At 61.2% G+C, this 26,076-nt stretch carries 21 protein-coding genes, 1 other RNA gene and 1 pseudogene; 10 read left to right on the top strand and 13 right to left on the bottom strand.

Annotation, left to right across the window (positions count from 1 at the left end):
• Positions 1 to 35: 35 nt before the first annotated feature.
• A complete protein-coding gene (locus P8192_RS06030) occupies positions 36 to 1,496 on the bottom strand; it encodes a GuaB1 family IMP dehydrogenase-related protein (RefSeq protein ID WP_270105622.1) in 1,461 nt (486 codons plus the stop codon).
• A gap of 256 nt (positions 1,497 to 1,752) precedes the next feature.
• On the opposite strand from P8192_RS06030, the gene P8192_RS06025 reads away from it, so the two are divergent.
• The 3 genes from P8192_RS06025 (at position 1,753) to P8192_RS14515 (ending at position 6,382) form a co-directional block, all read left to right on the top strand.
• Positions 1,753 to 5,511, top strand: coding sequence for a multifunctional oxoglutarate decarboxylase/oxoglutarate dehydrogenase thiamine pyrophosphate-binding subunit/dihydrolipoyllysine-residue succinyltransferase subunit (locus P8192_RS06025; protein ID WP_278159333.1), 3,759 nt, complete (start codon positions 1,753 to 1,755; stop codon positions 5,509 to 5,511).
• Between the two features lie 134 nt (positions 5,512 to 5,645).
• Positions 5,646 to 6,248, top strand: coding sequence for a GDSL-type esterase/lipase family protein (locus P8192_RS06020; RefSeq protein WP_278159331.1), 603 nt, complete (start codon positions 5,646 to 5,648; stop codon positions 6,246 to 6,248).
• A 59-nt stretch (positions 6,249 to 6,307) separates the two neighbouring features.
• The gene (locus P8192_RS14515) at positions 6,308 to 6,382 is read left to right on the top strand and encodes a 50S ribosomal protein bL37 (protein WP_431521165.1); all 75 of its coding nucleotides are present in this window, start codon (positions 6,308 to 6,310) and stop codon (positions 6,380 to 6,382) included.
• Between the two features lie 29 nt (positions 6,383 to 6,411).
• Here the strand turns inward: P8192_RS14515 and P8192_RS06015 are convergent.
• The 3 genes and pseudogenes from P8192_RS06015 to P8192_RS06005 form a co-directional block, all read right to left on the bottom strand.
• Positions 6,412 to 7,940 (bottom strand): annotated as a pseudogene (locus tag P8192_RS06015) (IS1634 family transposase).
• A 214-nt stretch (positions 7,941 to 8,154) separates the two neighbouring features.
• Entirely contained in the window at positions 8,155 to 8,454 is a 300-nt protein-coding gene (gene rsrA / locus P8192_RS06010; protein ID WP_278159329.1) for a mycothiol system anti-sigma-R factor, read from the bottom strand.
• 8 nt (positions 8,455 to 8,462) lie between these two features.
• Positions 8,463 to 9,161 carry a sigma-70 family RNA polymerase sigma factor gene (locus P8192_RS06005; protein WP_278159327.1) on the bottom strand — a complete coding sequence of 233 codons (699 nt, stop codon included), beginning with the start codon at positions 9,159 to 9,161 and terminating at the stop codon, positions 8,463 to 8,465.
• A 133-nt stretch (positions 9,162 to 9,294) separates the two neighbouring features.
• On the opposite strand from P8192_RS06005, the gene aroA reads away from it, so the two are divergent.
• The 6 genes from aroA to P8192_RS05975 all read left to right on the top strand — a co-directional run bounded on the left by aroA (position 9,295) and on the right by P8192_RS05975 (position 15,047).
• On the top strand, positions 9,295 to 10,752 hold the full coding sequence (gene aroA, locus P8192_RS06000; RefSeq protein WP_278159325.1) for a 3-phosphoshikimate 1-carboxyvinyltransferase: 1,458 nt from the start codon (positions 9,295 to 9,297) through the stop codon (positions 10,750 to 10,752).
• Positions 10,749 to 11,864 (top strand): ribosome small subunit-dependent GTPase A, encoded by a 1,116-nt coding sequence (rsgA, locus tag P8192_RS05995; RefSeq protein WP_278159324.1) that lies wholly within the window; start codon positions 10,749 to 10,751, stop codon positions 11,862 to 11,864. Before aroA ends, rsgA begins: the two co-directional genes overlap by 4 nt.
• A 9-nt stretch (positions 11,865 to 11,873) precedes the next feature.
• Positions 11,874 to 12,704 carry a histidinol-phosphatase gene (gene hisN, locus P8192_RS05990; RefSeq protein ID WP_270105628.1) on the top strand — a complete coding sequence of 277 codons (831 nt, stop codon included), beginning with the start codon at positions 11,874 to 11,876 and terminating at the stop codon, positions 12,702 to 12,704.
• A gap of 31 nt (positions 12,705 to 12,735) precedes the next feature.
• Positions 12,736 to 13,200 (top strand): FluC/FEX family fluoride channel, encoded by a 465-nt coding sequence (locus tag P8192_RS05985; protein ID WP_278159322.1) that lies wholly within the window; start codon positions 12,736 to 12,738, stop codon positions 13,198 to 13,200.
• Positions 13,197 to 13,565 carry a fluoride efflux transporter FluC gene (locus P8192_RS05980; protein WP_278159320.1) on the top strand — a complete coding sequence of 123 codons (369 nt, stop codon included), beginning with the start codon at positions 13,197 to 13,199 and terminating at the stop codon, positions 13,563 to 13,565. Before P8192_RS05985 ends, P8192_RS05980 begins: the two co-directional genes overlap by 4 nt.
• Before the next feature lie 300 nt (positions 13,566 to 13,865).
• Positions 13,866 to 15,047, top strand: coding sequence for an IS481 family transposase (locus P8192_RS05975; protein ID WP_278155767.1), 1,182 nt, complete (start codon positions 13,866 to 13,868; stop codon positions 15,045 to 15,047).
• Between the two features lie 57 nt (positions 15,048 to 15,104).
• On the opposite strand, the gene ssrA is transcribed toward P8192_RS05975, so the two are convergent.
• Positions 15,105 to 15,475: a transfer-messenger RNA gene (gene ssrA / locus P8192_RS05970) on the bottom strand.
• Positions 15,476 to 15,654: 179 nt separating this feature from the next.
• Between ssrA and P8192_RS05965 the strand changes: the two genes are divergently transcribed.
• Positions 15,655 to 16,959: a DDE-type integrase/transposase/recombinase gene (locus tag P8192_RS05965; protein ID WP_278159319.1), complete on the top strand. Its 1,305-nt coding sequence runs from the start codon at positions 15,655 to 15,657 to the stop codon at positions 16,957 to 16,959.
• 100 nt (positions 16,960 to 17,059) lie between these two features.
• On the opposite strand, the gene smpB is transcribed toward P8192_RS05965, so the two are convergent.
• The 8 genes from smpB to P8192_RS05925 all read right to left on the bottom strand — a co-directional run bounded on the left by smpB (position 17,060) and on the right by P8192_RS05925 (position 25,548).
• Positions 17,060 to 17,575 (bottom strand): SsrA-binding protein SmpB, encoded by a 516-nt coding sequence (gene smpB / locus P8192_RS05960; protein WP_278159318.1) that lies wholly within the window; start codon positions 17,573 to 17,575, stop codon positions 17,060 to 17,062.
• Between the two features lie 95 nt (positions 17,576 to 17,670).
• Positions 17,671 to 19,209, bottom strand: a complete 1,539-nt coding sequence (locus P8192_RS05955) for a M23 family metallopeptidase (protein ID WP_278159316.1) — start codon at positions 19,207 to 19,209, stop codon at positions 17,671 to 17,673.
• 81 nt (positions 19,210 to 19,290) lie between these two features.
• The gene (gene ftsX / locus P8192_RS05950; protein WP_278159314.1) at positions 19,291 to 20,205 is read right to left on the bottom strand and encodes a permease-like cell division protein FtsX; all 915 of its coding nucleotides are present in this window, start codon (positions 20,203 to 20,205) and stop codon (positions 19,291 to 19,293) included.
• Positions 20,202 to 21,158: a cell division ATP-binding protein FtsE gene (ftsE, locus tag P8192_RS05945; RefSeq protein WP_278159312.1), complete on the bottom strand. Its 957-nt coding sequence runs from the start codon at positions 21,156 to 21,158 to the stop codon at positions 20,202 to 20,204. The genes ftsX and ftsE overlap by 4 nt, the downstream gene beginning before the upstream one ends.
• Positions 21,159 to 21,386: 228 nt before the next feature.
• Entirely contained in the window at positions 21,387 to 22,577 is a 1,191-nt protein-coding gene (locus tag P8192_RS05940) for an acetyl-CoA C-acetyltransferase (protein ID WP_431521150.1), read from the bottom strand.
• 93 nt (positions 22,578 to 22,670) lie between these two features.
• The gene (locus P8192_RS05935) at positions 22,671 to 23,138 is read right to left on the bottom strand and encodes a polyketide cyclase (protein ID WP_278159310.1); all 468 of its coding nucleotides are present in this window, start codon (positions 23,136 to 23,138) and stop codon (positions 22,671 to 22,673) included.
• Positions 23,139 to 23,192: 54 nt separating this feature from the next.
• On the bottom strand, positions 23,193 to 24,311 hold the full coding sequence (gene prfB / locus P8192_RS05930) for a peptide chain release factor 2 (RefSeq protein WP_278159308.1): 1,119 nt from the start codon (positions 24,309 to 24,311) through the stop codon (positions 23,193 to 23,195).
• Between the two features lie 181 nt (positions 24,312 to 24,492).
• Positions 24,493 to 25,548, bottom strand: coding sequence for a DUF4917 family protein (locus P8192_RS05925; RefSeq protein WP_278159306.1), 1,056 nt, complete (start codon positions 25,546 to 25,548; stop codon positions 24,493 to 24,495).
• Positions 25,549 to 26,076 lie beyond the last annotated feature (528 nt).

Genomic DNA, 26,076 nt, shown 5'->3' with positions numbered 1-26,076 from the left:
ATAGCAGAATGATACACGCCGGATCCGGGGGGTGATCACCAGGATTGCACCACGGGGCGACCCTCTTCGTATCCGGCCGCCGATTGGACGCCGACGACGGCACGATCCCGGAATTCCGAGAGGTTGGTTGCACCGGCGTAGGTCATCGAGGAGCGCAACCCGGCGGTGATGCCGTCCAGCAGGTCCTCCACCGAGGGACGCTGCGGGTCCAGATACATCTTGGAGGAGGAAATCCCTTCTTCAAACAGTGCCTTTCGGGCCCGGTCGTAGGCGCCCTCGCTGCGGGTACGGTTCTGTACCGCGCGGGCCGAAGCCATCCCGAAGTTCTCCTTGTATCGGCGCCCATCACTGTCGGTGAACAAGTCGCCGGGTGACTCATAGGTACCGGCGAACCAGGAGCCAATCATCACCTGGGAGGCGCCAGCGGCCAGGGCCAGGGCGACGTCGCGGGGGTAGCGCACTCCCCCGTCCGCCCACACGTGCTTGCCGAGTTCGGCTGCGGCTTGGGCGCATTCATAGACGGCCGAGAACTGGGGACGTCCCACCGCCGTCATCATGCGGGTGGTGCACATGGCGCCCGGGCCGACACCGACCTTCAGAATGTCGGCACCGGCCTCCACGAGATCTCGGACGCCATCCGCCGAGACTACGTTCCCGGCCACGATCGGCACGGGCAGATCCCGGACCGTGCGCAGCGCTTCCAACATTTTCGCCTGGTGGCCGTGAGCTGTGTCGACCACGAGCACGTCGACGCCGCCGGAGACCAGGGCCTCAGCCTTACCGCGCACGTCACCATTGATGCCGACCGCCGCAGCCACCCGCAGCGCTCCGGCCTGATCCAGCGTGGGCTCGAAGATACCCGAACGCAAGACCCCACCCGGGGTGAGCACACCCACCAGGTTTTCGCCGTCCAGCACCGGCACATAGGTGGCCTGGGCAGCGTGGAAGCGTTCGTACAGGGTCTCAAAGACCGACTCCTCGCCCGCACCGCCGTCGAGCTCTGACACCTCGAGGGTGAGAGCTGGCTGGCGCATCACGGAGGCGATGGACGCAAAATGATCCAGTTCTTCACAGTCTTTGACGCGTACGACACCCACCAGCGTCGCTCCGGTCTCGGTCTGGCGCACGATGCACACCGAATCGTGATTGCGCTTAGAGGAAAGGTGGTGAACATCCAGCACCCGGTCGTCTTCACTCAGGGTCAGCGGGGTCTCCACGACGGCGTGTCGGGACTTCACCCAGGAGGTCACATCCTGGATCAGCTCGACGGGAACGTCCTGAGGAAGCACCGCGAGTCCCCCGCGCCGGGCCATCGTCTCAGCCATGCGTCGTCCCGTCACGCCGTTCATGTTGGCGGCAACAAGCGGGATCGTCGAGCCGGTGCCGTCGTCAGCGGAGATGTCGACGTCCATGCGGCTGGTCAGTTCGGACCGCGACGGTACAAGGAAAACGTCCGAATAGGTGAGATCGGTCATCGGCTGAGTCAAGAACTTCATTTCTTCATCCTGTCATCTCTGGCGCTCGGAGGAACCGTTCAATCAGCGACCTTCGAGGGTTCGAAGTTTTTTCGCGTCCACCCCGATGTTATGTGGAGATTCGGCGCAAAACATCACTATGCTGGAGGGAGCCGTTCTCCGGGTGACTCACGAGTCAGGTGGAGAACACCATAGAGGTTGAGGGCCTCCACTTCCGGCTTGATGGTTCGCCCTCGCCAACAGATCAACATCCTGATTACGGAAGAGGCGTTTCACCGTGCCAGAACTTACGTCCGCTCAGCTCTCCGAGGAATTCCCCGGAAACGAATGGCTTGTTGCGGATATCTACGACAAATACAAAGCGGACAAGTCCTCGGTAGACCCCAAGTGGGCTGAGATCTTTGCCCGCCTGGAAGGTGCCTCGTCCTCGACGACGAACGGCGATAAGCCAGCACCGTCGGCCGGTACCAGTTCCCCTTCCGCGTCGAAAGAGTCTGCCCCAGCGCAGGCGTCGGCGCCCAAGGCCGCCGCTCCGAGCGAGCAGAGCGCACAGAAGGCCCCCGCTGAGCCAGCCGAAAAGGCTGCACCCAAGGTGAAGAAGTCCACGACCGCCACCGAGGCGATTCCCTCCGAGCCGGCCAAGTCCTCCAAAAAGAAGAAGCCGACCGCCGAGGACAAGCCGGCCGAGGACAAGGTCACCCCGTTGCGCGGTATGGCACGGGCCGTGGCCAAAAACATGGATGCCTCGCTGACGGTCCCGACGGCAACCACCGTCCGTGACCTGCCTGCCAAGGCGCTGATCGACAACCGGGTCGTCATCAACAACCACCTGGCTCGTTCCCGCGGTGGCAAGGTGTCGTTCACCCACCTGATCGGTTACGCACTGATCCGTGCCCTGGTGAAGCACCCCGAGATGAACAATCTCTATCGCCTGGACGGCAACAAGCCGACCATGGTGGAGCCGGCGCACATCAACTTCGGCCTGGCCATCGACCTGCCCCAGCCCGATGGCTCGCGCACCCTGGTCGCCCCGAACATCAAGGGCGCAGAGTCTCTGGACTTCCGCGAGTTCTGGCAGGCCTATGAAGACCTCGTGAAAAAGGCCCGTAACAACAAGCTAGGCCTAGACGACTACGCCGGGACCACCGTCACGCTGACCAACCCCGGCGGCATCGGCACCGTGCACTCAGTGGCCCGCCTATCTGAGGGCCAGGCCGCGATCATCGGTGTCGGTGCCCTAACCTACCCGGCCGAGTTCCAGGGTTCTTCCGAGAAGACGCTGGCCCGCCTGGCAATTTCCAAGACCATCACCCTGACCTCCACCTACGATCACCGCGTGATCCAGGGCGCTTCCTCCGGTGAATTCCTGAAGGAAGTTCACCAGTTACTGCTAGGGGCCGACGGTTTCTACGAGGAGATCTTCGAGTCCCTGCGTATTCCGTATGAGCCGGTACGCTGGAAACCCGATGTGCAGGTCAACCCGGAAGACCAGATCGGCAAGGTAGCCCGGATCCAGCAGATGATCCACGCCTACCGCGTGCGTGGTCACCTGATCGCGGATGTGGACCCGCTGGAATACTCCATGCGCAAGCACCCCGATCTGGATATCCTCTCGCACGGCCTGACCCTCTGGGACCTGGATCGCGAATGGCCCACGGGCGGATTCGGCGGCAAGTCCGCCCTGCCGCTGCGCGACATCCTCGGAGTGCTGCGCGATGCCTACTGCCGCAACACCGGCATCGAGTACATGCATCTCAACTCGCCTGAGGAGCGCCAGTGGTTCCAGGATGAGTTGGAGCACCCCTACGCCAAACCGACCCGCGAAGAGCAGCTGCGTATTCTCGGCCGCCTCAACGCTGCCGAGGCCTTCGAGACCTTCCTGCAGACGAAGTTCGTCGGCCAGAAGCGCTTCTCCCTGGAGGGTGGCGAATCCCTGATCGCTCTGCTAGACGCTGCCATTTCCGGCGCCGCCGATGACGGACTCGACGAGGTCGCCATTGGTATGGCTCACCGCGGTCGCCTCAACGTGCTGACTAACATCGCTGGAAAGACCTATTCCCAGGTATTCCGCGAATTTGCCGGCACCGGCAGCCGCGACGTCAACCAGGGCTCCGGCGACGTGAAGTACCACCTCGGCACCGAGGGAACCTTCGTTTCTGACCACGGCAACTCCACCAAGGTGTCCCTGGCAGCGAACCCCTCGCACCTGGAAGCCGTAAACCCCGTGCTCGAGGGCATCGTACGTGCCAAGCAGGACCGCCTCGACCGAGGCGCCGATTCCGTGGGCTCCTTCTCGGTGATGCCCGTCCTGGTGCACGGCGACGCCGCCTTCGCAGGCCAGGGTGTCGTAGCCGAAACCCTGAACCTCTCGCAGCTACGCGGTTACCGCACCGGCGGTACTCTGCACGTGATCGTGAACAACCAGGTCGGCTTCACCACCCCGCCGTCGTCGGCTCGTTCCTCGACGTACTCCACCGACGTCGCGAGGACCATCCAGGCCCCGATCTTCCACGTCAACGGGGATGACCCGGAGTCCGTGGTACGCGTGGCCCAGCTGGCCTATCAGTACCGTCAGCGCTTCCACAAGGACGTCGTCATCGACCTCATCTGCTACCGCCGTCGCGGTCACAACGAGGGCGACGATCCGTCGATGACGCAGCCGCGTATGTACAACCTCATCGAACAGAAGCGCTCCGTGCGCAAGCTCTACGTGGAATCGCTCGTCGGCCGTGGTGACATCACCCAGGAAGAAGCCGACGACGCCATGAAGGACTACCAGGCACGCCTGGAGCGTGCCTTCGCGGAGATGAACGAGGCCGAAACCTCGCCCATCCCCACCGTGGGCTCCGCTCACGGCTCGAGGGAGTCCGACGAGCAGTACGTCCCGGAGACCACCGCGATCACGGAGGAGACCCTCCAGCGCATCGGCGAGGCCCACCTGGATATCCCGGAGGACTTCACCGTTCACCCCAAGCTCAAAGCGCTGCTGGAGCGCCGAGCGAAAATGGCCGTCAACGGCGACATTGACTGGGGCTTCGCGGAGCTGGCAGCCTTCGGTTCGTTGCTGATGGAGGGCAAGTCCGTCCGTCTGGCGGGTCAGGACTCGCAGCGCGGCACCTTCGTGCAGCGCCACGCCGTGTACCACGACCGCATTAACGGCGACGAGTGGACCCCCATCTCCAACCTGGCTGCGGATCAGGCCAAGCTGTGGATCTACAACTCGCTGCTGTCTGAGTACGCCGCACTCGGTTTCGAATACGGCTACTCGGTGGAGCGCCCCGATGCGCTCGTGGCTTGGGAGGCTCAGTTCGGCGACTTCGTCAATGGCGCCCAGATCATCATCGACGAGTTCATCTCCTCGGCCGAACAAAAGTGGAACCAACACTCCTCCGTGGTGCTGCTGCTGCCGCACGGCTACGAAGGTCAGGGACCGGACCACTCCTCCGCCCGCATCGAACGCTTCCTGCAGATGTGTGCCGAGGACAACATGCGCGTGGCGCAGCCGTCGTTCGGTGCCAACCACTTCCACCTGTTGCGTGAGCAGGCCTACTCGACCCCGCGTCGCCCTCTGGTGGTGTTCACCCCGAAGCAGCTGCTGCGCCTGAAGGCTGCGGCTTCCTCGGTGGCGGACTTCACCCAGGTTGGCTTCCGGAAGGTGGTCGGAGACGACAAGATCGGCTCCTCCGCCAAGAAGGTCATGCTGGTCTCGGGCCGTCTCTACTACGACCTGCTGGCACGCCGCGAGAAGCTGGAAGACACCTCGACCGCCATCGTCCGCGTCGAGCAGCTCTACCCGCTGCCGCTGGAGGAAATCACCCAGCAACTCAACCAGTACCCCGACGCCGAGGTGATGTGGGTGCAGGATGAGCCGGCCAACCAGGGCCCATGGCCCTTCATGGCCCTCAACCTGCTGCCGGAACTGGACCGTAAGGTCAAGCTGGTCTCCCGCGCTGCTTCGGCCTCACCGGCCGCTGGCATGAAGCCGCGGCACGACCACGAGCTGGACGTGTTGCTGACGGAGGCCTTCGGAGGCTGATCAGTTTCTGGGGCTCGCCTTCCCTGATACGCCGCGGCCCGGTTGCGATTCGCGACCGGGCCGCGGCGCGTGTTCACCCGAAGACAGCCCACCGACTACAGTGGAACCCACGATGATCGAGAAAGGCTCAAACTGTGGAGATTCGTAGAATTCGCATCGCCTCGATCGGCGCGGAAACCCTGGCCGGCGTCGGCGATTCGCGCGCCCTGGGGTGGCTGGGACGCGTCCTGGCCCGCACCGTGACCCCAGAAGTGGAGATCGAGAGCTATGTTCTCGCTTCCCCCGGCGACACCACAGAAGCCCTCTCCCACCGGTGGGAAACCGAAGCGCTGAGCCGTTTTAGTGCCCATACCGACAATCGACTTGTGGTCGCCTTGCCCGAACACGACGCCAATCTCGAAGGTTCCTCCGCCCGGGCACGGCTCAACCTCGCGAACATCCTCGACCGCGCTGGCCAGCAGGGCATTTCCGTGTTGGTCGTGGGACCGCCTCCAGGGTTGGACGAAGAGCGCAACCGCCGTTTGGACGCCCTGAACTCGGCATACCACGACGTCGCCGAACGACGCGACGTCCCCTATGTCGACACCTTCACCCCATTGCTCGGACACGAGCAGTGGCGCAGTGACCTGGCCGGCGGCCAGGGACGTCCCGGTCAGTCCGGTTACGGGTTGCTGGCGTGGTTGGTCCTACATCGCGGCTGGTACCCGTGGTTGGGCATCGCGGAGCCGACGAGCTAACCCAGCAGTGATACCCTGGTATCCGGCCGAAACACGGATGTGAGGGAAGGAGACCCGCAATGAGCAAGCGTGGACGCAAGCGCAAGGACCGCCGCAAGAACAAGGCGAACTCCGGGAAGCGCCCCAACTCCTGACCTGAGTCGTGCCAGATTTAGTGCGTAGTTTATGAGACCAACGAGTCGAGCAGTTTCTGAGCGTCCACGGGGATGGACGGGGCCGCGGCGAGTTGCTGCCCATTGATATCAATCGTGACCGTTCGCAACGGTCGTAGTACTTGAACAAGCTTCTTGATACTGACCCCAGTCACGTGTTGCAGATGACGAGCTACGGCCAGCGCGCAGAACACGATCGTCAAGTGCGCCTCGATCGAATCACGCTGATGATGGAACATCGGCCGGGCCCGGATATCACTCTTGGCCATCCGGAACGACTTCTCGACCTGCCAGAGATCGTGATAGGCGGCGACGACAGCTTCACCATCCAAGACGTGTGGGCTGATATTCGTCACGTACCCCTTCAAACCCAACAATTGTCTGGCTCGCTCGACCAGCGCCCAGTCCACCCCGGGTTTCTTGCCGGTGAGATTCACGAACCGGTCTCTACGCACTGGCCGAGCCCCGGACGCGACTTTCTCGGCTTTCTCGATCTGCTTGTTCAAAGTGTAGTTATCGCGCTTCTCGCGCTTGAACGAGTACTGATACACCACCCGGCGCTGCCTGACCTGAGCACCGGCCCCCATGGTGCGGGTGGATTCTAGGATCTGTCCGTCGGTGAAGTAGGTGCCATGACGGTCGAAATGCTCTGCCAGGTCATACGGGGCCTTGGTGATCCTCGAGCCGACAATGAACGAGAACCCCGCATCCTCCAAAGCGTTGAGGTTCGCCGCTGAGAGCATCCCAGCATCAGCGACGACCACCAGATCCTGAACCTGATGCCGTTCTTGGAAAGACCGCAACACCGGGACCAGGGTCAAGGTCTCTGCCTTGTTGCCTTCGAAGCAGTGAATCTCCAATGGGAACCCATCCCGATCCACCAGTAGCCCGACGACGATCTGTGGATCGACTCTGCGTTCTTTGCTCATCCCGACTTTGCGTAGCTCGTCCTCATCAGTAGCCTCAAAATACAGCGTCGTGACGTCATAGAGCACCACAGACAGGCCAGCATGGCCTGCGGTTTTCAGCGCGTGTGCGTAGGCTGCCTTGCTGAATCCGTCCCGCCAGTCTTGGCTGATGGACTCGGCTAGGGTCCGCCAGATCGTGCGCAATGACGGAGCCTGGACGCCGAGTTCTTCGAGGACACGGATCGTGTCCGTTTTCGAGGTCGGCTCTACTAGTCGGGCTAGCACGAGTTTCTGGAACACCGCGTTGCCTACCTCGGTGAACCCGAGATGCTCATAGGCGTCTTCCAGCACGCTCCAAAGCAGTTGAGCAGCGGACCCAGTCACCCTGGGCCCGACGGGTGCGATGCTGGGCTGAGAACCCGGTTGGGCCTGGGCGCTGGGGAGTTCGAGTCGAGTTCTTGTTGATCACCGGCGATCTTGGTTTTCGCGATATGAACGAGGGCCGCAATCTCGGCCTCTGTATGACCGGAGCCGATGTGTTCCACGATCTTCTGGATACCGCGTTTGGTATGAGCAATCTGGACCGCGGTCGCTCCTGAAGCGGTCTTCACCTTCCGCACGAACAAGCCCACCCGCACAGTCTAGTCGGCACGCGATTAGTGCGTAGATTCCGGAACCTGAACCGCGGAAAATCAACGATCCAGACCCCTCAACCACTGATCCTCACCAAACATGGCACGACTCAGGCCTGAGTCTTTGACCAGGATGTGACAGCACGAGGCCCTGTGAACAACGTCGTTGTTCACAGGGCCTCGTTGCGTTCCGGGCCAGGCACTGGACCAGGCGTCAGTGACCGGCCTTGACCCGAATCTCGCTAATGCGGGTGATGATTGAGGTCTTCAGCTGGTCCGGGGCCTTTTCGCTGCAGCTACGCTTCACCACGGAGCGGATGATGCACTCCAGGTCATGCTCGGCGTTGCAGTCGGTGCACTCGGTCAGGTGCAGACGCACTTCCTCGATATCGTGGTGGCTCAAGGCCCCGTCAAGGTACTCGTAGATCCGCTGGACGCGGGCGTCGTGGCAGTCCCCGATCTTTTGACAGTCCTGATCGTCTTTCATCGGAGCTGCTCCTTGTGTCTCGCTCATCGTGCTCCTCAAGCCTTCTTCGCGCCGGTGTCGTCGCCGCGGCGGGTGCGCGTGCCCGCCGTGCTAGCTGCTTTACCCTGTACCCGGATGCCGCGATCGGTGGCGTAGTCCGTGAGTAGATCCCTCAGCAGTTTGCGTCCACGGTGCAAGCGCGACATGACCGTTCCGATCGGCACACCCAAGATCTCCGCGATCTCCTTGTAGGCGAAGCCCTCGACATCGGCGAAATACACCGCCAAGCGGAATTCTTCCGGGATCGCCTGCAGTGCGTTCTTGACGTCACTATCGGGCAAGCGGTCCAAAGCCTCGGTTTCCGCCGACCGCAACCCCGAAGAGGTGTGCTCGGCGGCCTGTGCCATCTGCCAGTCCTCCACCGTGTCGGTGTTGGTCTGCTGCGGCTGACGTTGACGCTTCCGGTACAGGTTGATGTAGGTATTCGTGAGGATCCGGTACAGCCAGGCTTTCAAATTGGTGCCCGGCTTGTACTGGTGGAACGAGGAGTACGCCTTCGTGTACGCCTCCTGCACCAGATCCTCGGCGTCAGAGGGATTCCGCGTCATCCGCAGTCCCGCAGCATAGAGTTGGTCAACATACTGCAGGGCGTCACGCTCGAAGCGCTCGCGCCTCTGGGCGTCCGATTCGGTTCCCGCGTCAACGCGTGAGCCGTCGGCGCCGGCTGTCAGGTCAGTGGTCTCGTGAGTGTCCATCACCGACCAGTCTAGCCAGCTCTGTGACCTAGCTCGTTGTTCCGGGGCAAGTACGGTCATGCGTCCCTCCTTCTCACCGGACATAGCGCGATACTCCACCCGGATATTCCGCGCTAGTCAAGGTATCTTGGAGATGTCTTCGCCACCACACCGCAACCGGGAGGTCCCGCAGCCGATGACCACGATGCGCCACACCGATACGCCGGTCCTCGATCCCTGGCCCGCGCCCACCCCTACCCAGCCCGTCGACGCCACGGTGCATATCCCGGGTTCGAAGTCCCTGACGAATCGCTATCTGGTGCTGGCCGCGCTCTCGGATCGTCCCAGCACCGTGCACGGGGTGTTGGATTCCCGGGACTCTCGGCTGATGATCGAAGCCCTCCGCACCTTAGGGGTGGCCATCGAGCCTGACGCGGATCGTCCCGACACGGTGCAGGTCACCCCCATGCCTGAGGTACACGCTGAGACCGCCATGGAACGGACGGTGGACTGCGGTCTGGCCGGCACCGTGATGAGGTTCCTTCCCCCTGTGGCCGCGCTGACTGGCTACACCGTAACCATCGACGGCGACCCGGAGGCACGCGTGCGGCCCATGGCGCCCGTGCTCGAGGGTCTGGTGCAAGCCGGGGCTCACGTGGAGCGCCTCGACGCTGTGTCAGGCACCCCCACCCAGTTGCCGTTGCGTGTGCGCGGCAACGGATTCGTGAACGGCGGCGAGGTCACCATCGACGCCGGTGGCTCCTCTCAGTTCATCTCCGCGCTGCTGCTGGCCGGGGCCCGGTTCCGCCACGGGCTGCACCTGCGGCACACCGGTGAGCGCACGCCCAGCCCCGAACACGTGGGGATGACCGTATCCGTGCTGCGTCAGGCCGGCGTCGTCGTCGATGACACCACACCGGGCCAGTGGGTCATCGCACCGGGACCGATCAGCGGCGGTGAGTGGACCGTGGAGTCCGATCTCTCCAATGCCGGCCCCTACCTCTGCGCTGCCGTAGCCACCGGCGGCACCGTGCGCATTCCACACTGGCCCGCCCACACTACCCAGATTGGTGACCGCTGGCGGGAGATTCTGCCCCGTTTCGGTGCCACCGTCACGTTCACTCCAGACCCGGGAACCGAGCACGGCACCCTCACCGTCGCCGGGTCCCGGGATGAGTCCGGAGTTCCTGTCGTCACCGGCGGCGGGGAGATTTCCGACACCGCCGAGCTGGCCCCCACCGTGGCTGCTCTGGCAGCACTGGCGCAGGGAGAAACTCACCTGACGAAGATCGGCCACCTGCGCGGTCACGAGACGGACCGGCTCTCCGCCCTCACCGCCGAAATCCGGCGGCTCGGCGGGACCATCGAGGAACACCCGGACCGGCTCGACATCACCGGCGCGGGACCCTCCGGACTCACGGCAGCCCAGATGGAGACCTACCACGATCACCGCATGGCGACCTTTGCCGCCGTGATCGGCCTGGTGGTCCCCGGGGTGAGCATCGAGAACGTGGGGACCACATCCAAGACTATGCCCCGTTTCCCCCAGGCCTGGTCGACGATGGCGGAAACTGCTGAGACCTCGGCACCGACCACGGTGATTCACGGATGACGCCGGGCCGACGCGGCGGGATCGACCCGAACGCCTGGGACGAATCTCGCATTCGCGACCGCCCCAGCAAGCGTGGCTCCCGCCCGCGCACCAAAGAGCGTCCGAGCCACGAGGACGCCATCATTGGTCGCGTCACCACGGTGGACCGTGGTCGCTACCGGGTACGCTTGCCCGACGGCGTGATGGTCACCGCCATGCGCGCTAAAGAACTGCGCCGCACCCCCGTCGTCACCGGCGACCGCGTCGCCCTGGTGGGAGACCTCTCCGGCAACGAAGGCAGTCTCGCCCGCATGGTCCGCGTGGAGGACCGCGCCACGGTGCTGCGCCGCTCCGCCGACGACACCGATTCCTACGAGCGCGTGGTGGTGGCCAATGTGGACATACTGGTGATCATGGTCGCCGCCGCCAACCCGGAACCACGCACCGGTTTCATCGATCGCGCCCTCGTCGCGGCTTATGATGCCGGGATCACGCCCTTACTGTGCATCACTAAAACCGATTTGCGTGACCCCAGCGAACTCATCGCCCACTACGCGGATGTGGACTTGGAGATCCTCACCTCCCAGTCCGCTGATGAGCACGACGACGCGCTGCTCGACAACGCGCTGCTCGCACAGATTCTGGACCGCCTCCACGGCCACGTCAGCGCCCTGGTGGGCCCCTCCGGCGTCGGCAAATCTACGCTGATCAACGCGCTCACCGGCGCGGATCGTGCCACCGGTCACGTCAACGCCGTTACCGGCCGCGGCCGACACACCTCCTCTTCTGCGCTGGCACTGCCGCTCTCGGACGACGACGCCACCTGGCTCATTGACACCCCCGGCATCCGTTCCTTTGGGCTCGGACTCGTCGATCCCGACCACCTGGTCGAAGCCTTCGACGAACTGGCACCGGCTATCGCCGACTGTCCCAAAGGGTGCGAACACACCGAGGCCTCCCCTGGATGCGCCCTCGACGCCTGGGTGGCGGGCGGCCAGGCCGGTTCGTCCGGTGCCGCCCGGCTGGCCTCATTGCGGCGCCTGCTCGGCAACCGCGGCACCAACGACCACGACGAACGTCCCACGGCAGACCCGCCGCACCAAGAGTCCGGCGGCACCGCACTCGGCGGGTAGCCTAGACGCATGACTCCACTCGAGAACTTCCAGCGCGGCTACCGGGACGATCTGCATCTGGCTCTGGCCATGGCCGATGCCGTCGATGCCGTCACCATGTCCCGTTTCAACGCCGTCGATCTGAAGGTCTCCACCAAACCGGATCTCACCCCGGTCTCCGACGCCGACCGCTCGGCCGAAGACCTCATCCGCGGTCAGCTCTCCCGTGCCCGCCCCCGCGACGCCATCTTCGGTGAAGAGTTCGGCACCTCGGGCTCGGGTTCCCGACGCTGGGTGATCGATCCCATCGATGGCACCAAGAACTTCGTCCGCGGCGTGCCCGTCTGGGCCACCCTGATCTCCTTGCTCGACGACGGCGTCCCCGTGCTCGGTGTGGTCTCCGCTCCGGCCCTGCACCGGCGTTGGTGGGCTATGAACGGCGCCGGCGCCTACACCGGCCGGTCGCTGGCCCATGCCAAGCGCATTCACGCTTCGAATGTTTCCCGGCTCGAGGACGCTTCCCTGTCGTTCTCCTCCCTCGAAGGGTGGCGCGAACGCGGCAATATCCGCGAATTCCTTCAACTGACCTCGGATGTGTGGCGCACCCGGGCCTACGGTGACTTTTGGTCCTACATGATGGTGGCCGAAGGCGCCATCGACATCGCCTGCGAGCCGGAGCTCGAGCTCTACGACATGGCCGCGCTCGTCCCGATTGTCACCGAGGCAGGTGGGCGTTTCACCTCGCTCGAAGGCGAGCCCGGCCCCTTCGGCGGCAACGCGCTGGCCACCAACGATCTGCTGCACTCCGAGGTGCTGGAGCGTCTCAATCCGGCTCTGCGCGGGCAGCACGTCGCCCAATAAATCTCGAAGAGCACTCAATAACCACCAGATCATGGCTCGCGTCTCTCCACGCACGTTGTTCGCCGTTGCCCTCGGCGGCGTGCTCGGCGGTGGCCTGCGTCTGGCCGCCATGGAAATGTTCCCCCTCGGACAGGAGCCCCTGAACACCTGGCTGGCGCTGTCGGGAGAATTTCTCACACTCACCGTGATCAATCTGGTGGGCTCGTTCGCCCTGGGCTGGGTCTCCGGTATCGCGTCCCATGCGGCCTGGCCCGAATGGGCACGCGTCGGACTCAGCACGGGCGTCTTGGGCTCGTTCACCACGCTCTCGGCACTCACGACGGCGTGGCTCGCCGCCCTCGCCGTGCTCAGCACGTCCTCCGCAGCCACCGGGGCGTCCCTCGCTACGGCCGGTGCACTCGGGCTCGCGGTGCTGTTCGGATCCACCATGCTCGGTGCTCTGCTGGCCGCGGCAGGCATCCGTTCGGCAGACGGCCGCACAGGAAAGGAAAAATGATTCTGGTGCTCTTGATGTTCGCCGGTTGCTGTGCCCTCGGTGCGGCGCTGCGCTACGTGGCCGATACATTACTGCCCTCGCACGGTATCCTGCTCGTCAACGTTCTCGGCTCATTGATCGCCGGTGCCGTCTTCGCTGCAGTATGGGGTGCAGGTGCGTCAGAATCGACAACTATGTTCCTTGCCACGGGGCTGGCCGGATCACTGACGACGTTCTCCACCGTCTCGCTGGCCGCGGGCAAGGCCCTCCTCGAACGTCGCTACCGCACCACACTGAGCACCCTGTTGCTTCACTACGGCGCGAGCCTCACGGCCGCCACACTCGGGTATCTCGCTATCGCTTGGCTGACGTCGACTGCTATGTGACTTGTTCTCCCCTAAGAACGCCGGTACAAAGTCAAGCACCCATATCAGGAACCGACTGACGTTTCGTGCTCGGACAAGGAAAAAGCCCGGAAACGCGAGGGTTCCGGGCTTGGTCCGTGGAGATGGGGGTGTGTGATCTCAACACATCGTTCACCCATGTCCTGAGACATCCTTCGCTTTCCAAGACCACCAGGCCGGGCACCGAAAAGCGCGTAGAGATCATTCACCTAATGTCCACAGACATCGTTCGCCACCCAGGCCCTCATCAGATGTCTTGAGACATCGTTCAAGCTCAAACGCGTGAAAATAAAAAATAAGGCCATCATCCTGGCCGTCACGCAAGGGTCCATGTCCACCAAGGCAACCGCAGCGCACTTCAATGTGACTGAACGATGGGTACAAGCTCTGGTCCGCCGCTACCTCCAAGAAGGAGACAACGCTTTCGAATCTCGGTCAAAGCGACCGCTGACATCACCAAACCAAACCCCTCCCGAGACCCGGGACCGTATCCTGCAGCTACGGAGCGATCTCGTCAGCACTGGCTTAGACGCTGGCGCAGATTCCATTCGCGCCTACTTAGAAAACGAAGGCATTCTGGTGCCGTCACGATCGACCGTGCATCGAATTCTGCGCCAAGCCAACACTGTGATCGATCAACCGCAGAAACGTCCTAATTCCTCATTGAATCGGTTTGTCGCCGTTCTACCCAACGAGATGTGGCAAGCCGATTTCACCCATTGGACACTCGCCGATGGAACAGACGCCGAGGTACTGGACTTCATCGACGATCACTCACGATTCCTCATCAGCCTGCGCGCTTACCGCCGCGTGACAGTGCGCAACGTCGTCGAGCAATTCAGCGCTGCTTGCGAAGAACACGGACGCCCTCAGAAATCACTCACCGACAACGGCTTGGTCTTCACAACTCGGTTCGCAGGACGCGCTGGCAACGAAGACCCCGCAAAGAACCAATTCGAAAAGCTCCTGCATCGGTGGGACGTTCAGCAGATCAATGGGTCCCCGAACCACCCGCAAACGCAGGGAAAGATCGAACGCTTCCACCGGACCCTCAAGCAGTGGCTACGAGCTCAACCCAGGGCCAGATCGGTACAAACACTCAACAAACAACTCACTCAGTTTCAGCAGATCTACAACCATGACAGACCGCATCGAGCGATCAAGCGAAAAACTCCGGCCAGCGTCTATTCGGCTCTGCCGAAAGCAACACCGGTGCCACAACCTCAAGAGGACTACCGAATCAGAAACGACACCGTGGACAAGTTCGGCAAGCTCACTATCCGCTACGACGGAAAGCTCCGTCACTTAGGAATGGGGGCCACTTACTCAGGCATCCCGGTACGAATGATGGTCGATGACCGCGAGATCACCGTCATTCACCGAAAAACTGGCGAGATCCTCAGATACTTCGAAATAGACGTCTCAAAGAACTATCAGAAACCCACCAAACGCCTGAGTAAGTGACCCTCAAAAACACTAATGTCCTGGGACATCGTTTGCACGATGTCCCAGGACATTACACCGTGGAGATGGGGGGAATCGAACCCCCGTCCGATGTGGCTTTAGCAGGACTTCTCCGGGCGCAGTCTGCGTCGGAGTTTTTCGGCCTTGGCTGTCATGCAGACAAGCAGCCAGTCCAGGCCTATCCGGATTTAGGTCTCTATTGCTTCCCCCGGCAAGGGCAATAGACAGTGGCTATCTAATCGACGCCAGGTTCCGGGACGACAGCAATCCCGGGCTGACGGACTCGTTCGCTGTATCAGGCAGCGAGAGCGAAGTCAGTGCGCTTAGATTCGGCACTTATTAGTTTGCAGAGGACGTTTACGAGATGACTCTACATTCTCGGCCCGCTTCTCCTGCGGCAACTCACATCGTCGAAACCGATCATCCCCGTGTTGAGTTATCAAACAACCCCTGCTCTAGGAGCAGGACATCTTAGGTTATCAGACGCGCACGCCCCAGGCCAAGGGCACGACGAGACTCATGGAAAGTCCCCGCGTAGCAAGGGGCCGTGCCTCATAAAAAAGTCCCCGGCAAATCCTCCGGGTCCAGGTATCGGCAACGATGGGGTATGCCCGATAAGGATGTCTCGTTGGCGACCAGAGTCGAGATCACGAAGAAATACGCCGAAGCGTATGAAGCAGCCAGCAAAAAGGACAAATCACGGATCCTCGATAAGGTCGTGGAAATCACTGGCTGGAACCGAGACCACGCCCGTCAACAACTACGCCGGCGTCTTCGCCAACCACCAGGACGAGCCACCGCTACCGTTGCGGTCATCGATCGACGGAAGAACCCGGGCAGTAAGTATTCCTATGACTGCCTGAAAATCTTGCAACGCGTGTGGGCTGTTGCTGGCGGTATCTGCGGCAAATACCTCGCAGCGTCGATGGTTGATTGGTTAGACGCTATGGAAGCCACCGGTGATCTCGTCTATGGCCAGGACCGATACAGCCAGCACGTCCGTGATGAACTGCTCACTATTTCAGCCGCGACCATTGACCGGCATCTGAAACCTCTGCGGGATCAAGACCCGATTCGAGGTAAATCCGCCACGAAGCCCGGGGCACTGTTACGAAACTCGATCAGTGTGCGTAAAGCCGGTGACGAGATCGAAGCTGAACCAGGATTCTTCGAAGTCGATACCGTCGCTCATTGCGGGCCTACCCTGAAGGGCGAGTTCGCTCGTACGGTGAATTTCACTGACATGTACACCGGGTGGGTGTTCACCACCGCGATCAGGAATAATTCCCAGACCCACATCGTCTCTGCTTTCGAGAAGTTCCTCGAAGCAGTCCCGTTCATGGTCACAGGCATCGATTCCGATAACGGTAGCGAGTTCATCAACCATGAAGTGCTGGGATGGAGCGCTCAGAAGAAGATTTTCTATACCCGTTCACGGCCTTATCAGAAGAATGATCAAGCCACGATCGAGTCGAAGAACAACCATCTCGTGCGCCGGTACGGGTTCTACTACCGGTACGACACCCCTCATCAACGTGAGCTGTTGAATCAGTTATGGCCATTGGTGTGTGACCGGCTGAATTACTACACCCCCACGAAGAAACCCATCGGATACACCACTGATGCGGTTGGCCGCCGGAAACGGGTCTACGACAAGCCCTTATCGCCGTATCACCGGCTCTTAGCCGCTGGAGTGCTTAGCCCGGCCCAAGAAGCCGAGCTCGCCGCGTATAAAGCCTCACTAAACGTCGTTGAGATCGCTCGTAAGATCACCTCGATCCAGCACCGATTGATCGAGAACGCGAAAGAACCCACCCGACGGCTAGAACGCGAACTGGAATACGCGGCCGCTGCGGCCATGCCCGACGCGGAATGGATCAAGATCGATCAACGCCGAGCCCGTAGCGCCTAACCACAACACCGTTTCGCGGGGACTTTTCCATGAGGCACGAGGAATCATTTCCCGGGGACTTGACGATGAGGCACCACGGGGCAGATGGTGGCACTCAGTGTCAGCGACGGAAAGCAGAATCGCCACGCCGGTTGGCCACGCGCATCGCGCGTTGCGCCTCGCGGGAGTCCTGCTTCTCGCGCAGCGTCTGCCGCTTGTCGTAGTCCCGCTTACCTTCGGCCACCGCAATTTCGACCTTGACCCGCCCATTCACAAAGTACAGTTGCAGCGGCACAATGGTGATACCGGATTCTTGAATCTGGCGTGAGAGCTTATTGAGTTCCTGTCGGTGCAACAGCAACTTGCGACGCCGCCGGGAAGCGTGGTTGGTCCACGACCCGTTCAGGTACTCAGGAATGTAGACCTGCTCCAAGTAGAGCTCGTCGCGATAGAAGGTCGCGAACCCGTCGACCAGTGAGGCATGGCCTTCACGTAGCGACTTCACCTCGGTACCCTTCAACGAGATCCCTGCTTCGTAGGTGTCACCTATGGTGTAGTTGTGACGCGCCTTGCGATTGGTGGCAATGACCACGCGCTCGTCACGCGCCGGCTTCTTACCAGCTGACTTTTTCGCCATGGCTCGCCCCTTCCTCGAAACTCAATAGACGCAAACATCTATTTTACCGTCCGTGTCAAGGTCTTGGCGCGGTGACGGCGCCACACGCTCGTGGACTAGAGCAGACCCGCGGGGTTGACGGCCGTACCGTTGACGATCGTCTCGAAGTGCAGGTGGCAACCAGTGGAGTTACCGGTGGTCCCGGTGTAGCCGATGATGTCGCCCTGGTTCACCTTCTGCCCCGGGCTGACCACGTAGCGGGTCATGTGGTGGTACTTGGTGGCCAGAGCCTTGCCGTTCACCACACCGTGAGAAATGACCACACGGCGCCCGGAGGTCCACACGGCCCAGTCAGCGTTCCACACGGTGCCGGAGGCTGCGGCGCGGATCGGCAAGCCACAACCGCCGCCGTAGTCGATTCCGGTGTGAACGTACCCCCCGCGGCCACCGTAGTCATAGGTGCCGGCCGGAGTGGGACGCCAGCCGAAGCCCGAGGTCTGATAGGTGTTCAGCGGACGGATGAGACCCCACGAGGATGAAGACGACGAGGACTGCGCGGCCTGGGTGACCTTACGATCGGCTTCCGCTGAGGCTTCGCTGGCCTTGGTGGCATTCGCACGTGCCTGCCGTGCCGCTTCCTTCTGGCGTTCGTTGGCAGCGGCACGCGCTGCGGCGGCCTCTGCCTCCCGCGCCTTGCGCTCAGCTTCTTCGGCCTCACGGCGACGACGCTCGGCCTCTTCTACTGCCTTTTGGTGCTCCGCCTGCAGATCTGCGTGGTCCGACTGCTGTGCCACCAGCTCGCGCTGCCGTTCGGCGATCTCCGCGTTCACGGCGTCTTGCTCTGCTTGGTTCTTGTCGATCTGCGCCTGGATTCGCGGACGCTCCGCTTCGAGTTCCTCGGTCAGCTGCTGCGTGGTGGAGACCATCTGGTCCAGCTCGCGCTTGGCTGCGGCAGCTTCATCTCGAGCTTGCTCCTCACGCGCCAGGGCAGCTTCCGCCTCGGCTTTCAGTTCGCGGATTTCTTCCTCCACCGCGGCCAGGCGAGCCTCGGCGTTGCGATCGGTGGAGTTCTGTTGTGACACCGTGGAGAGCTTGCTGTCCTGAATGCGCAGCGCCTGTTGTGCCAGCCCCATGGCTTCCGGCAAGGAAGAATCGTCCAGGCCCAGAATGAACGACAAGTTTTGCGATACGCCGCCCTGTTTGTAAGCCTGGCTGGCGATCTGTCCGATCTCGTCATACGATTCGGCGATCTGCTGCTCGGCTGCCTCGATCTCGGCTTGGATTTCGGAACGCTGAGACTCGGCACGCGCGACGCGCTCGTTCAGGGACGCCACTTCGGCCGCGGCTGCCTGAACCCGTCCCTCAGCATCCGTCACCGCTTGCTGGGCGGCAGGTAACTGCGCCTGGAGATTATTGAGCTCTGTAACCTTCTCGGCGATATCGGCGTCCAGCCCTTCCAAGGATGCGTTCAAGTCACCCTGGTTCGACTGCAGGCCCGACTTCTGGTCGTCCAGCTCCCCCAGCGCGTCAGAGAGCTGCGACTGCTGCCGTTCGGACTGTTGCAGTTGCCGTTCCAGCTCGTCGACGGCGTCCTGACCGTTGGCGGGCGCGATCAGGCCGAGACTCAGTACGGCTATCAGTCCAGTGCTGATCACCGCTCGAGGGAGACGTCCTCGCATCATTTGCTCCTAGCATGGCGAAAGGGGGAAGAGTAGGGGCTCATGGGCACAGAAGGACTAGACCCTCAAGTACCGCCTTAAGGTTAACATCGACGAGACTGCTGCCAGGACCACCGCGATGATCAACAGCAACGGGATGATCAGCAAGGCATCAACGCCGGAGATAAACCCGGTGCCGGGATACTGCTGGGTCAACCAGTCCCCCACGAAGAAGTGAGCCACCGCCCAGGTCGCCACGGACGCCATCGCCGCACCGATCAGTGCTGCAATTACTCCCTCGGCCAGGAACGGAAGCTGAATCATGGTCTTGGAGGCACCGACCAGGCGCATGATTCCGGTTTCGCGCCGACGTGAGAAGGCGGACAGCCGGATGGTCGTGGCAATGAGCAGAATGGCACAGACCAGCATGACGACGGCCACCGCCACAGCCACCACCGAAGCGATGTTCATCAGGGTAAAGAGCGTCTCCAACAACTCCCGCTGATCAGAAACCACTTCCACGCCGGGCATTCCGGAGAACATTTCGTTGACGACTTCGTACTGCTCAGGGTTGATGAGCGCCACTCGGAAAGATTCCGGCAGCTGTTCCGCGGTGACGGTGTCGGACATCGTCGAGTTGGAGAACTGTTCGCGGAAGATATCGAGCGCCATTTCCTGGGACTCATATTCATACGAGTCGACGTAGGCCGAAGCCGTCGGAGAATCAAGCAGGTCTTGAATGGCGGTGCGCTGCTCATCGGTCACGGCACCCGCAGCACAGCTGGCCGCGCCTGACGTTTCCGTACATAGGAAGATCGCGACCTCAACGCGGTCATACCAGTACCCCTTCATCTGGTTGATCTGCAGCTGGAGCAGACCGGCGGTGCCCACGAAGGAGAGCGAAATGAAGGTCACGAGGATGACCGAAACCACCATGGAGAGGTTACGGCGAATTCCGGAGAACGTCTCCCCCAGGATGAAAGCGAGCCTCATCGAGTTGCCTCCCCTTCGTGATCCGTAGCGCCGTGGTCCGTGCTCGGCGCCGTATCAGCCGCCGGGGTGCGCCGCCCTCCCAGTGCGCCACTTCGCCGCAGGTCGAGAAGCCCTGTCGGCGGTGATACCGGTCGTTGATCTTGCGGTTGCTCGGTGAGCAAGGTTGCCGCTCCCGGCTCGCCCTGAAGTGCACTGACCACCGGAGTGGTCTCGAACAGGGTCACGCCCGACTGCGCGTCGAGCACCACCGCGTCGGTTTCGGGAGCAATAAACGGGCCATACTGGCCTTCGGCTTCGTCACGCACGATCACACCGTCGGACAGCTCGACCACGCGACGGCGCATCGCGTTAACGATGTCGTCATCGTGCGTGGCCATCACCACCGTGGTGCCGTTCTGATTGATGCGGTCCAGGACGTCCATGATGCCCCGGGACGTCTCCGGGTCCAGGTTTCCGGTGGGCTCGTCGGCCAGCAAAATGGCCGGACGGTTCACCACGGCGCGTGCGATGGCAACCCTCTGCTGCTCACCGCCGGAGAGCTCGTGCGGCATACGCTTTTCTTTGCCGGCGAGTCCCACCATCTCCAGCACGTCGGGAACTGCCTGGTTGATCAACGCCCGTCGCCGGCCTAGCACCTGCATGGCGAAGGCAACATTGGCAAACACAGTCTTGTTGGGAAGCAAGCGGAAGTCCTGGAAGACGACGCCGATACTGCGTCGAAGTCGTGGCACCCGCCAGCTGGGAAGGCGGGCCACATTGCGGCCGGTCACATAGACCGCACCGTGGCTGGCGCGCTCTTCACGCAACACCAGACGGATGAAGGTGGATTTACCGGATCCGGATGCGCCGACGAGAAAGACGAACTCGCCGCGCTCAAATTCTACGGTCACGTCGTCCAGAGCTGCACGCGAGGTCCGGTCGTAGACCTTCGTGACCTGTTCGAATCGAATCATGCCTGTCCACCTGCCCGGGCTCGCAAAGAACCCTCCGGCATGTGGGCAAACTCGGGGAAGTGAGCATACCGGTAGTTCCACGATAGTCACGACTCTGTAACGAACGTGGGACCTCGCCGCCTTCATTCCGCGCGTGTCGAGGGCTTTTATCCGCGACGACGGGGCATCACTGTCTGCGGTGATGCCCCGTCGTCAACGATTTTCGCCAGTATGCCTGAAGGTACAGGATTAGCGCTCCAGCAGAACCGCGTCTCCTTGACCGCCGCCACCGCACAGGGAGATGGCAGACTTACCTTCTCCGCGTCGGGACAATTCCAGGGCCGCATGGAGCACCAGACGCGCGCCTGAGGCACCCACCGGATGCCCAAGGGCGATTGCCCCGCCATGGATGTTCGTCTGCTCTACCGGGTAGTCCAGGTCGTTGAGCGACTGGATCGCGACCGCGCCGAAGGCCTCGTTGATCTCAATGAAATCCAGTTCGTCCACGGTCCAGCCATTGCGCTTGACCGCTTCCTGGATGGCTCGAGAGGGCTGGGAATGCAGCGAGGTGTCCGGGCCAGCGACCTGACCGTATCCGGCCACCGTGGCCAGAATCGTCAGGTTGTTCCGCTTGGCGTAGTCGCGTGATGTCACCACGAGGGCGGCTGCGCCGTCTGACAGTGGCGACGAGTTACCCGCGGTAATGGTTCCGTCCTTCGCGAAGGCCGGGCGCAAACCGCTCAGTGACTCGACTGTGGTGTCGGGACGAACACCTTCATCCTGCGCGACCACCACGGGATCGCCCTTGCGCTGCGGAATCTCCATCGGCGCAATCTCGTCGGCAAAAATGTCATCGGACTGCGCCTGCGCTGCCCGCTGGTGCGAACCGGCAGCGATCTGATCCTGGTCGGCGCGCCCGATCTTGCGCTCACCGTTTCCGCCCTCGGTGAGATCCCCCATGGAGACCTCCGTGACCGTGTCCCGCAGGGCGTCATGCGCCACTGCATCCACCATAGTCACCGGACCGTACTTGTGCCCCTTCCGAGAATCTGGCAGCAGGTGCGGCGCGTTGGTCATGGACTCTTGTCCACCTACGACGGCGACGTCGATCTCGCCCAGACGAATGCGACGCGTCGCTTCGATGACGGCGGTGGCACCCGACAGACACACCTTGTTGATCGTGATGGCCGGAACGTCATAACCGATGCCCGCTGCCAACGCCGATTGGCGCGCTGGGTTTTGACCGCATCCTGCCTGCACGACCTGTCCCATGATCACGGTGTCAATATCGTTCGCGTCGACGTCGGAGCGCCGCACGGCATGGTTAATGGCGTGGGCGCCCAGCTCGACGGCGGACAGGGAGGCCTGCGCGCCGAGAAGCCTCGTGAACGGGGTGCGGGCGCCGGCGACGATGACGGCGTCGCGGTCGTTGTGCTGCACGGTCAACCTCCAAAAGGTGATCAGAATTACATTGGACGACGAGTCTCAGTATAATGTCCTGACACACTTCTGTATAAGTCGTATCGACGGTGCTCAGCCTTCTTCGGATCCGGCCCCGTCGTCCTCCGCCAGTGCTGCAAGCCCGTCAATGGACGTGGCCAGGGCCGCGGAAGTGTATGAACGCGCCCTTTCAAAACGGGTTTCATCGGTCAGCTGGGTCCAGTCGTAGGTATGCCGCACGAGGGTCGTGTCGTCGTCGACGCGCTCCAGCTCCCAGCGAAAGAAATGTCCACGTGGCTCCGAGCCAGGTACCGCCGGCTTCCACGCGAGCACCCGGCCCTCATCAAACTCGGTGACCAGGTTCTCGCGGGCATCACCGTTCGTGAGTCGCGCAGTGAAGACCTGCCCGCTGGCGGTGATCCGCTGTCCCTGGTCGGCATGGTCTACGTTGCCATTGCCGTCGATACGAGAGTGCTGGGCGGGGTCCGCGAGAATCTTGAAAATGTCCGACGCCGCAGCTCGGATGTTTTTCTCGGCAGAAACGATACGGTTCTCAGTCATGAGGCCAGTGTGTCATTCTCCGGCTGTTCGTGAAACCACCGGAGTCACACTGGATCAGTCCTCTTCGTTGCCGCGGCCTTCAGCACGCCAGCGAATGCCTGCGTCGATGAAGCCGTCGATCGCACCGTCGAAAACTGATGAGGGGTTACCCTCTTCATGGTTCGTACGCAGATCCTTGACCATCTGGTAGGGGTTCAGCACGTAGGAGCGCATCTGGTCGCCCCACGATGCCTTCACGTCGCCAGCCATTTCCTTCTTCTTGGCGTCTTCTTCTTGTTTACGCAGCAGGAGGAGTCGCGACTGCATCACACGCAACGCAGCGGCACGGTTCTGGATCTGGGATTTTTCGTTCTGCATCGACACGACGATTCCGGTAGGAATGTGCGTCATGCGCACGGCCGAGTCGGTGGTGTTCACGGACTGACCGCCGGGGCCCGAAGACCGGAAGACGTCAACCTTGAGCTCAGATTCGGGAATCTCAACCGAGTCGTCTGATTCGATGAGCGGCACGACTTCGACCGCTGCGAACGAGGTCTGACGGCGCCCCTGGTTATCGAAAGGCGAGATGCGCACCAGACGGTGAGTACCAGCCTCAACAGAGAGAGTGCCGAAGGCGAAAGGAGCATTGACCTCGAAGGTGGCCGACTTCAGTCCAGCCTCTTCGGCGTAGGAGGTATCCATGACCTTCGTGGACCAGCCACGCTGCTCGGCCCAGCGCAGGTACATGCGCATCAGCATCTCCGCGAAGTCCGCGGCATCGACACCACCAGCACCGGCACGAATAGTAATCACTGCATCACGCGGGTCATACTCACCGCTGAGCAACGTCACGACCTCGAGTTCGGACAGCGACTTCTTAATCGATTCCAGCTCGGTCTTTGCGTCGTCCAAGAGCGACGGCTCGTTCTCTTCGGCTGCCAAGTCGATCATGACCTCGAGGTCGTCAATGCGCGATTCAAGGCGGGTGATCCGCTCGAGATCAGACTGCCGGTGGGACAACTTCGAGGTGACTTTCTGCGCCGCATCGGGGTCGTCCCAGAGATTGGGGGCTCCCGCTTGTTCGGACAGCTCGGCGATCTCAGCACGAATTCCCTCCACATCGGAGACATCCTCAATCGAGGACAGTGTTGAGCGGAGTTCGGAGATCTCTTGTGAAAAGTCAATGTCAGCCATGGCCTTCCTAGACTACGGCATCCCACCGGCCGCCGCGCATCCTGTGTGATGGTACGGCAACCAATTCAGCGCTCAAGACTGGTTCGTGCCGAGGATTCTGTCTGAACCGTTATACCGTCCGGCATGAACCAACTCACTAGCCGTTGAGTGGCGCCGCACACTACCGACAATAAACTCCAAGTCACCACAATGAAACGGAAGAAGCATCAAAGAATTTCACTTCCAACGGCCTATTCGCTCTTTGAGCCTTGCGGTCTCTCACAATTCGATTCACGGCATCAATTGTCTTTCGGTTCGCCTCCCCCTCCGGATCCCCAAACAAGGAAACGGCGATACGCGACACTTTGGACTTGATCAAGGCCTGAGAGATGTGATCGTCATTCGCACCGAACGATAAGCCAAACACAAGAAGCCCCCCACCGATGTTCGCCAACGACCTTAACCCTTTCGATAGGTAGTCGCTCATCTGAATTTTCGCGAGCTTCTCTGAACTTGTCCCTTCTGCCACGATTAGCGGAAAATGATTATTGTGAAGCTGAGCCCGTATTTGGTCAATCAACGGGACATCAGTGCGTACCCAAGTTAGCTTGTGCAGTTCGGCACTGTCGACATCTCGATACAGATGCAAGGCACCATGCAAGTAAAAGATGTTCTGGGCATGTGGATCCAGATGGTTCCAAACCACGTATTCTGCGGAATCAGCGTGACTCCGAAAACCGTCGTCACTTACCTTGAAACTTGATTCATCATCATTCTGCATGAGTGTCCAATACAGAAGTAAATCATAGTTCGACGTATAAATTTTCGCGTGGCCCTCAATAAAGCGCTTCACGCGAAAATACGAGTCGTCTTCTATTTGAGCAGGTCGCTCTGGATGCAACGATGCAAGCGATAACGCCAGTAGTTCCTTAAGCGACTCTGCTTCACATCTCAGGTCTTCGATTTCACGCCCATGCCCCTCTGCGTCCAAAACTTCTAAGGCCATTGCCGCTGTGGACATCTGCTGAATCACGACTTCAAAATCACAGGTCGCCAGCGCTTGGAAGAACCTATCAGCCAATACACTAAATCGCCCCGCACCCCGAGCATGGTCGACAAGAGCACTATATGAGAAACGCTCCCTGTCATACGCGACGCTAAAACCGTTCCCAAGTAACAAATGCGGTTTTCCCTTTACACCACTATCGTCAACCCAGCTATAAGCTTCCGCATGCGAAAGTAGAACATTTTGACCCATGTTGGAATGATACCCGATCTCAATATTGCAAAGGCTCAAACGCACCCACCATCCAACTTTATGTCGCGCCAGCTTGCCCTCCCGTAAAAGAGCGAGCCAATCCAGTCTGGCCGAGGTCTTCTCGACGAGGAAAATCCGCAAAGGAGAACTTCGCTTGGACACCCTGTTGTCAGCGGCCCAACTCGTTTACCTGCGTACGCCTCGCAGGTAAACGGAACATACGCATATCGTGCAACAATAAAATTCACATCTATAGTTTTCATTGCTATTGAGTGCCGCGGCTAGAATAAAAACATATTGCCTAACTCATCACCGAGTGCATGGTCGTTCAATCTAGCCCACTCGCGGAATTCCTCGGGAGAGGGGTCTGCGACGATCCCACTTTGCGCACACAGCAGCTCACGAATCCTTAATCCTGCGATTGGAAAACTCTAGTCGGCGATTCCAGAAGCACAAGATCTCACGAATAGTCGACACCCATTCTCAACCACTGTCCGTGGCGAAAAATCCGGGCCTGAAAATCGAGCA

Origin of the sequence: Citricoccus muralis (assembly GCF_029637705.1) — a bacterium.
Lineage (GTDB): Bacteria > Actinomycetota > Actinomycetes > Actinomycetales > Micrococcaceae > CmP2.
The sequence above is the reverse complement of the archived record's forward strand: the minus strand, read 5'-3'. Positions and strand labels throughout refer to the sequence as shown.

Excerpts from the sequence above, each read along its gene's own strand:
- P8192_RS06030 (WP_270105622.1), bottom strand. The coding sequence starts at position 1,496 with ATGAAGTTCTTGACTCAGCCGATGACCGATCTCACCTATTCGGACGTT.
- rsrA (WP_278159329.1), bottom strand. The coding sequence starts at position 8,454 with ATGAGCGAGACACAAGGAGCAGCTCCGATGAAAGACGATCAGGACTGT.
- P8192_RS06005 (WP_278159327.1), bottom strand. The coding sequence starts at position 9,161 with ATGGACACTCACGAGACCACTGACCTGACAGCCGGCGCCGACGGCTCA.
- aroA (WP_278159325.1), top strand. The coding sequence starts at position 9,295 with ATGTCTTCGCCACCACACCGCAACCGGGAGGTCCCGCAGCCGATGACC.
- rsgA (WP_278159324.1), top strand. The coding sequence starts at position 10,749 with ATGACGCCGGGCCGACGCGGCGGGATCGACCCGAACGCCTGGGACGAA.
- hisN (WP_270105628.1), top strand. The coding sequence starts at position 11,874 with ATGACTCCACTCGAGAACTTCCAGCGCGGCTACCGGGACGATCTGCAT.
- P8192_RS05985 (WP_278159322.1), top strand. The coding sequence starts at position 12,736 with ATGGCTCGCGTCTCTCCACGCACGTTGTTCGCCGTTGCCCTCGGCGGC.
- P8192_RS05980 (WP_278159320.1), top strand. The coding sequence starts at position 13,197 with ATGATTCTGGTGCTCTTGATGTTCGCCGGTTGCTGTGCCCTCGGTGCG.
- P8192_RS05965 (WP_278159319.1), top strand. The coding sequence starts at position 15,655 with ATGCCCGATAAGGATGTCTCGTTGGCGACCAGAGTCGAGATCACGAAG.
- smpB (WP_278159318.1), bottom strand. The coding sequence starts at position 17,575 with ATGGCGAAAAAGTCAGCTGGTAAGAAGCCGGCGCGTGACGAGCGCGTG.
- ftsX (WP_278159314.1), bottom strand. The coding sequence starts at position 20,205 with ATGAGGCTCGCTTTCATCCTGGGGGAGACGTTCTCCGGAATTCGCCGT.
- ftsE (WP_278159312.1), bottom strand. The coding sequence starts at position 21,158 with ATGATTCGATTCGAACAGGTCACGAAGGTCTACGACCGGACCTCGCGT.
- P8192_RS05935 (WP_278159310.1), bottom strand. The coding sequence starts at position 23,138 with ATGACTGAGAACCGTATCGTTTCTGCCGAGAAAAACATCCGAGCTGCG.
- prfB (WP_278159308.1), bottom strand. The coding sequence starts at position 24,311 with ATGGCTGACATTGACTTTTCACAAGAGATCTCCGAACTCCGCTCAACA.
- P8192_RS05925 (WP_278159306.1), bottom strand. The coding sequence starts at position 25,548 with ATGGGTCAAAATGTTCTACTTTCGCATGCGGAAGCTTATAGCTGGGTT.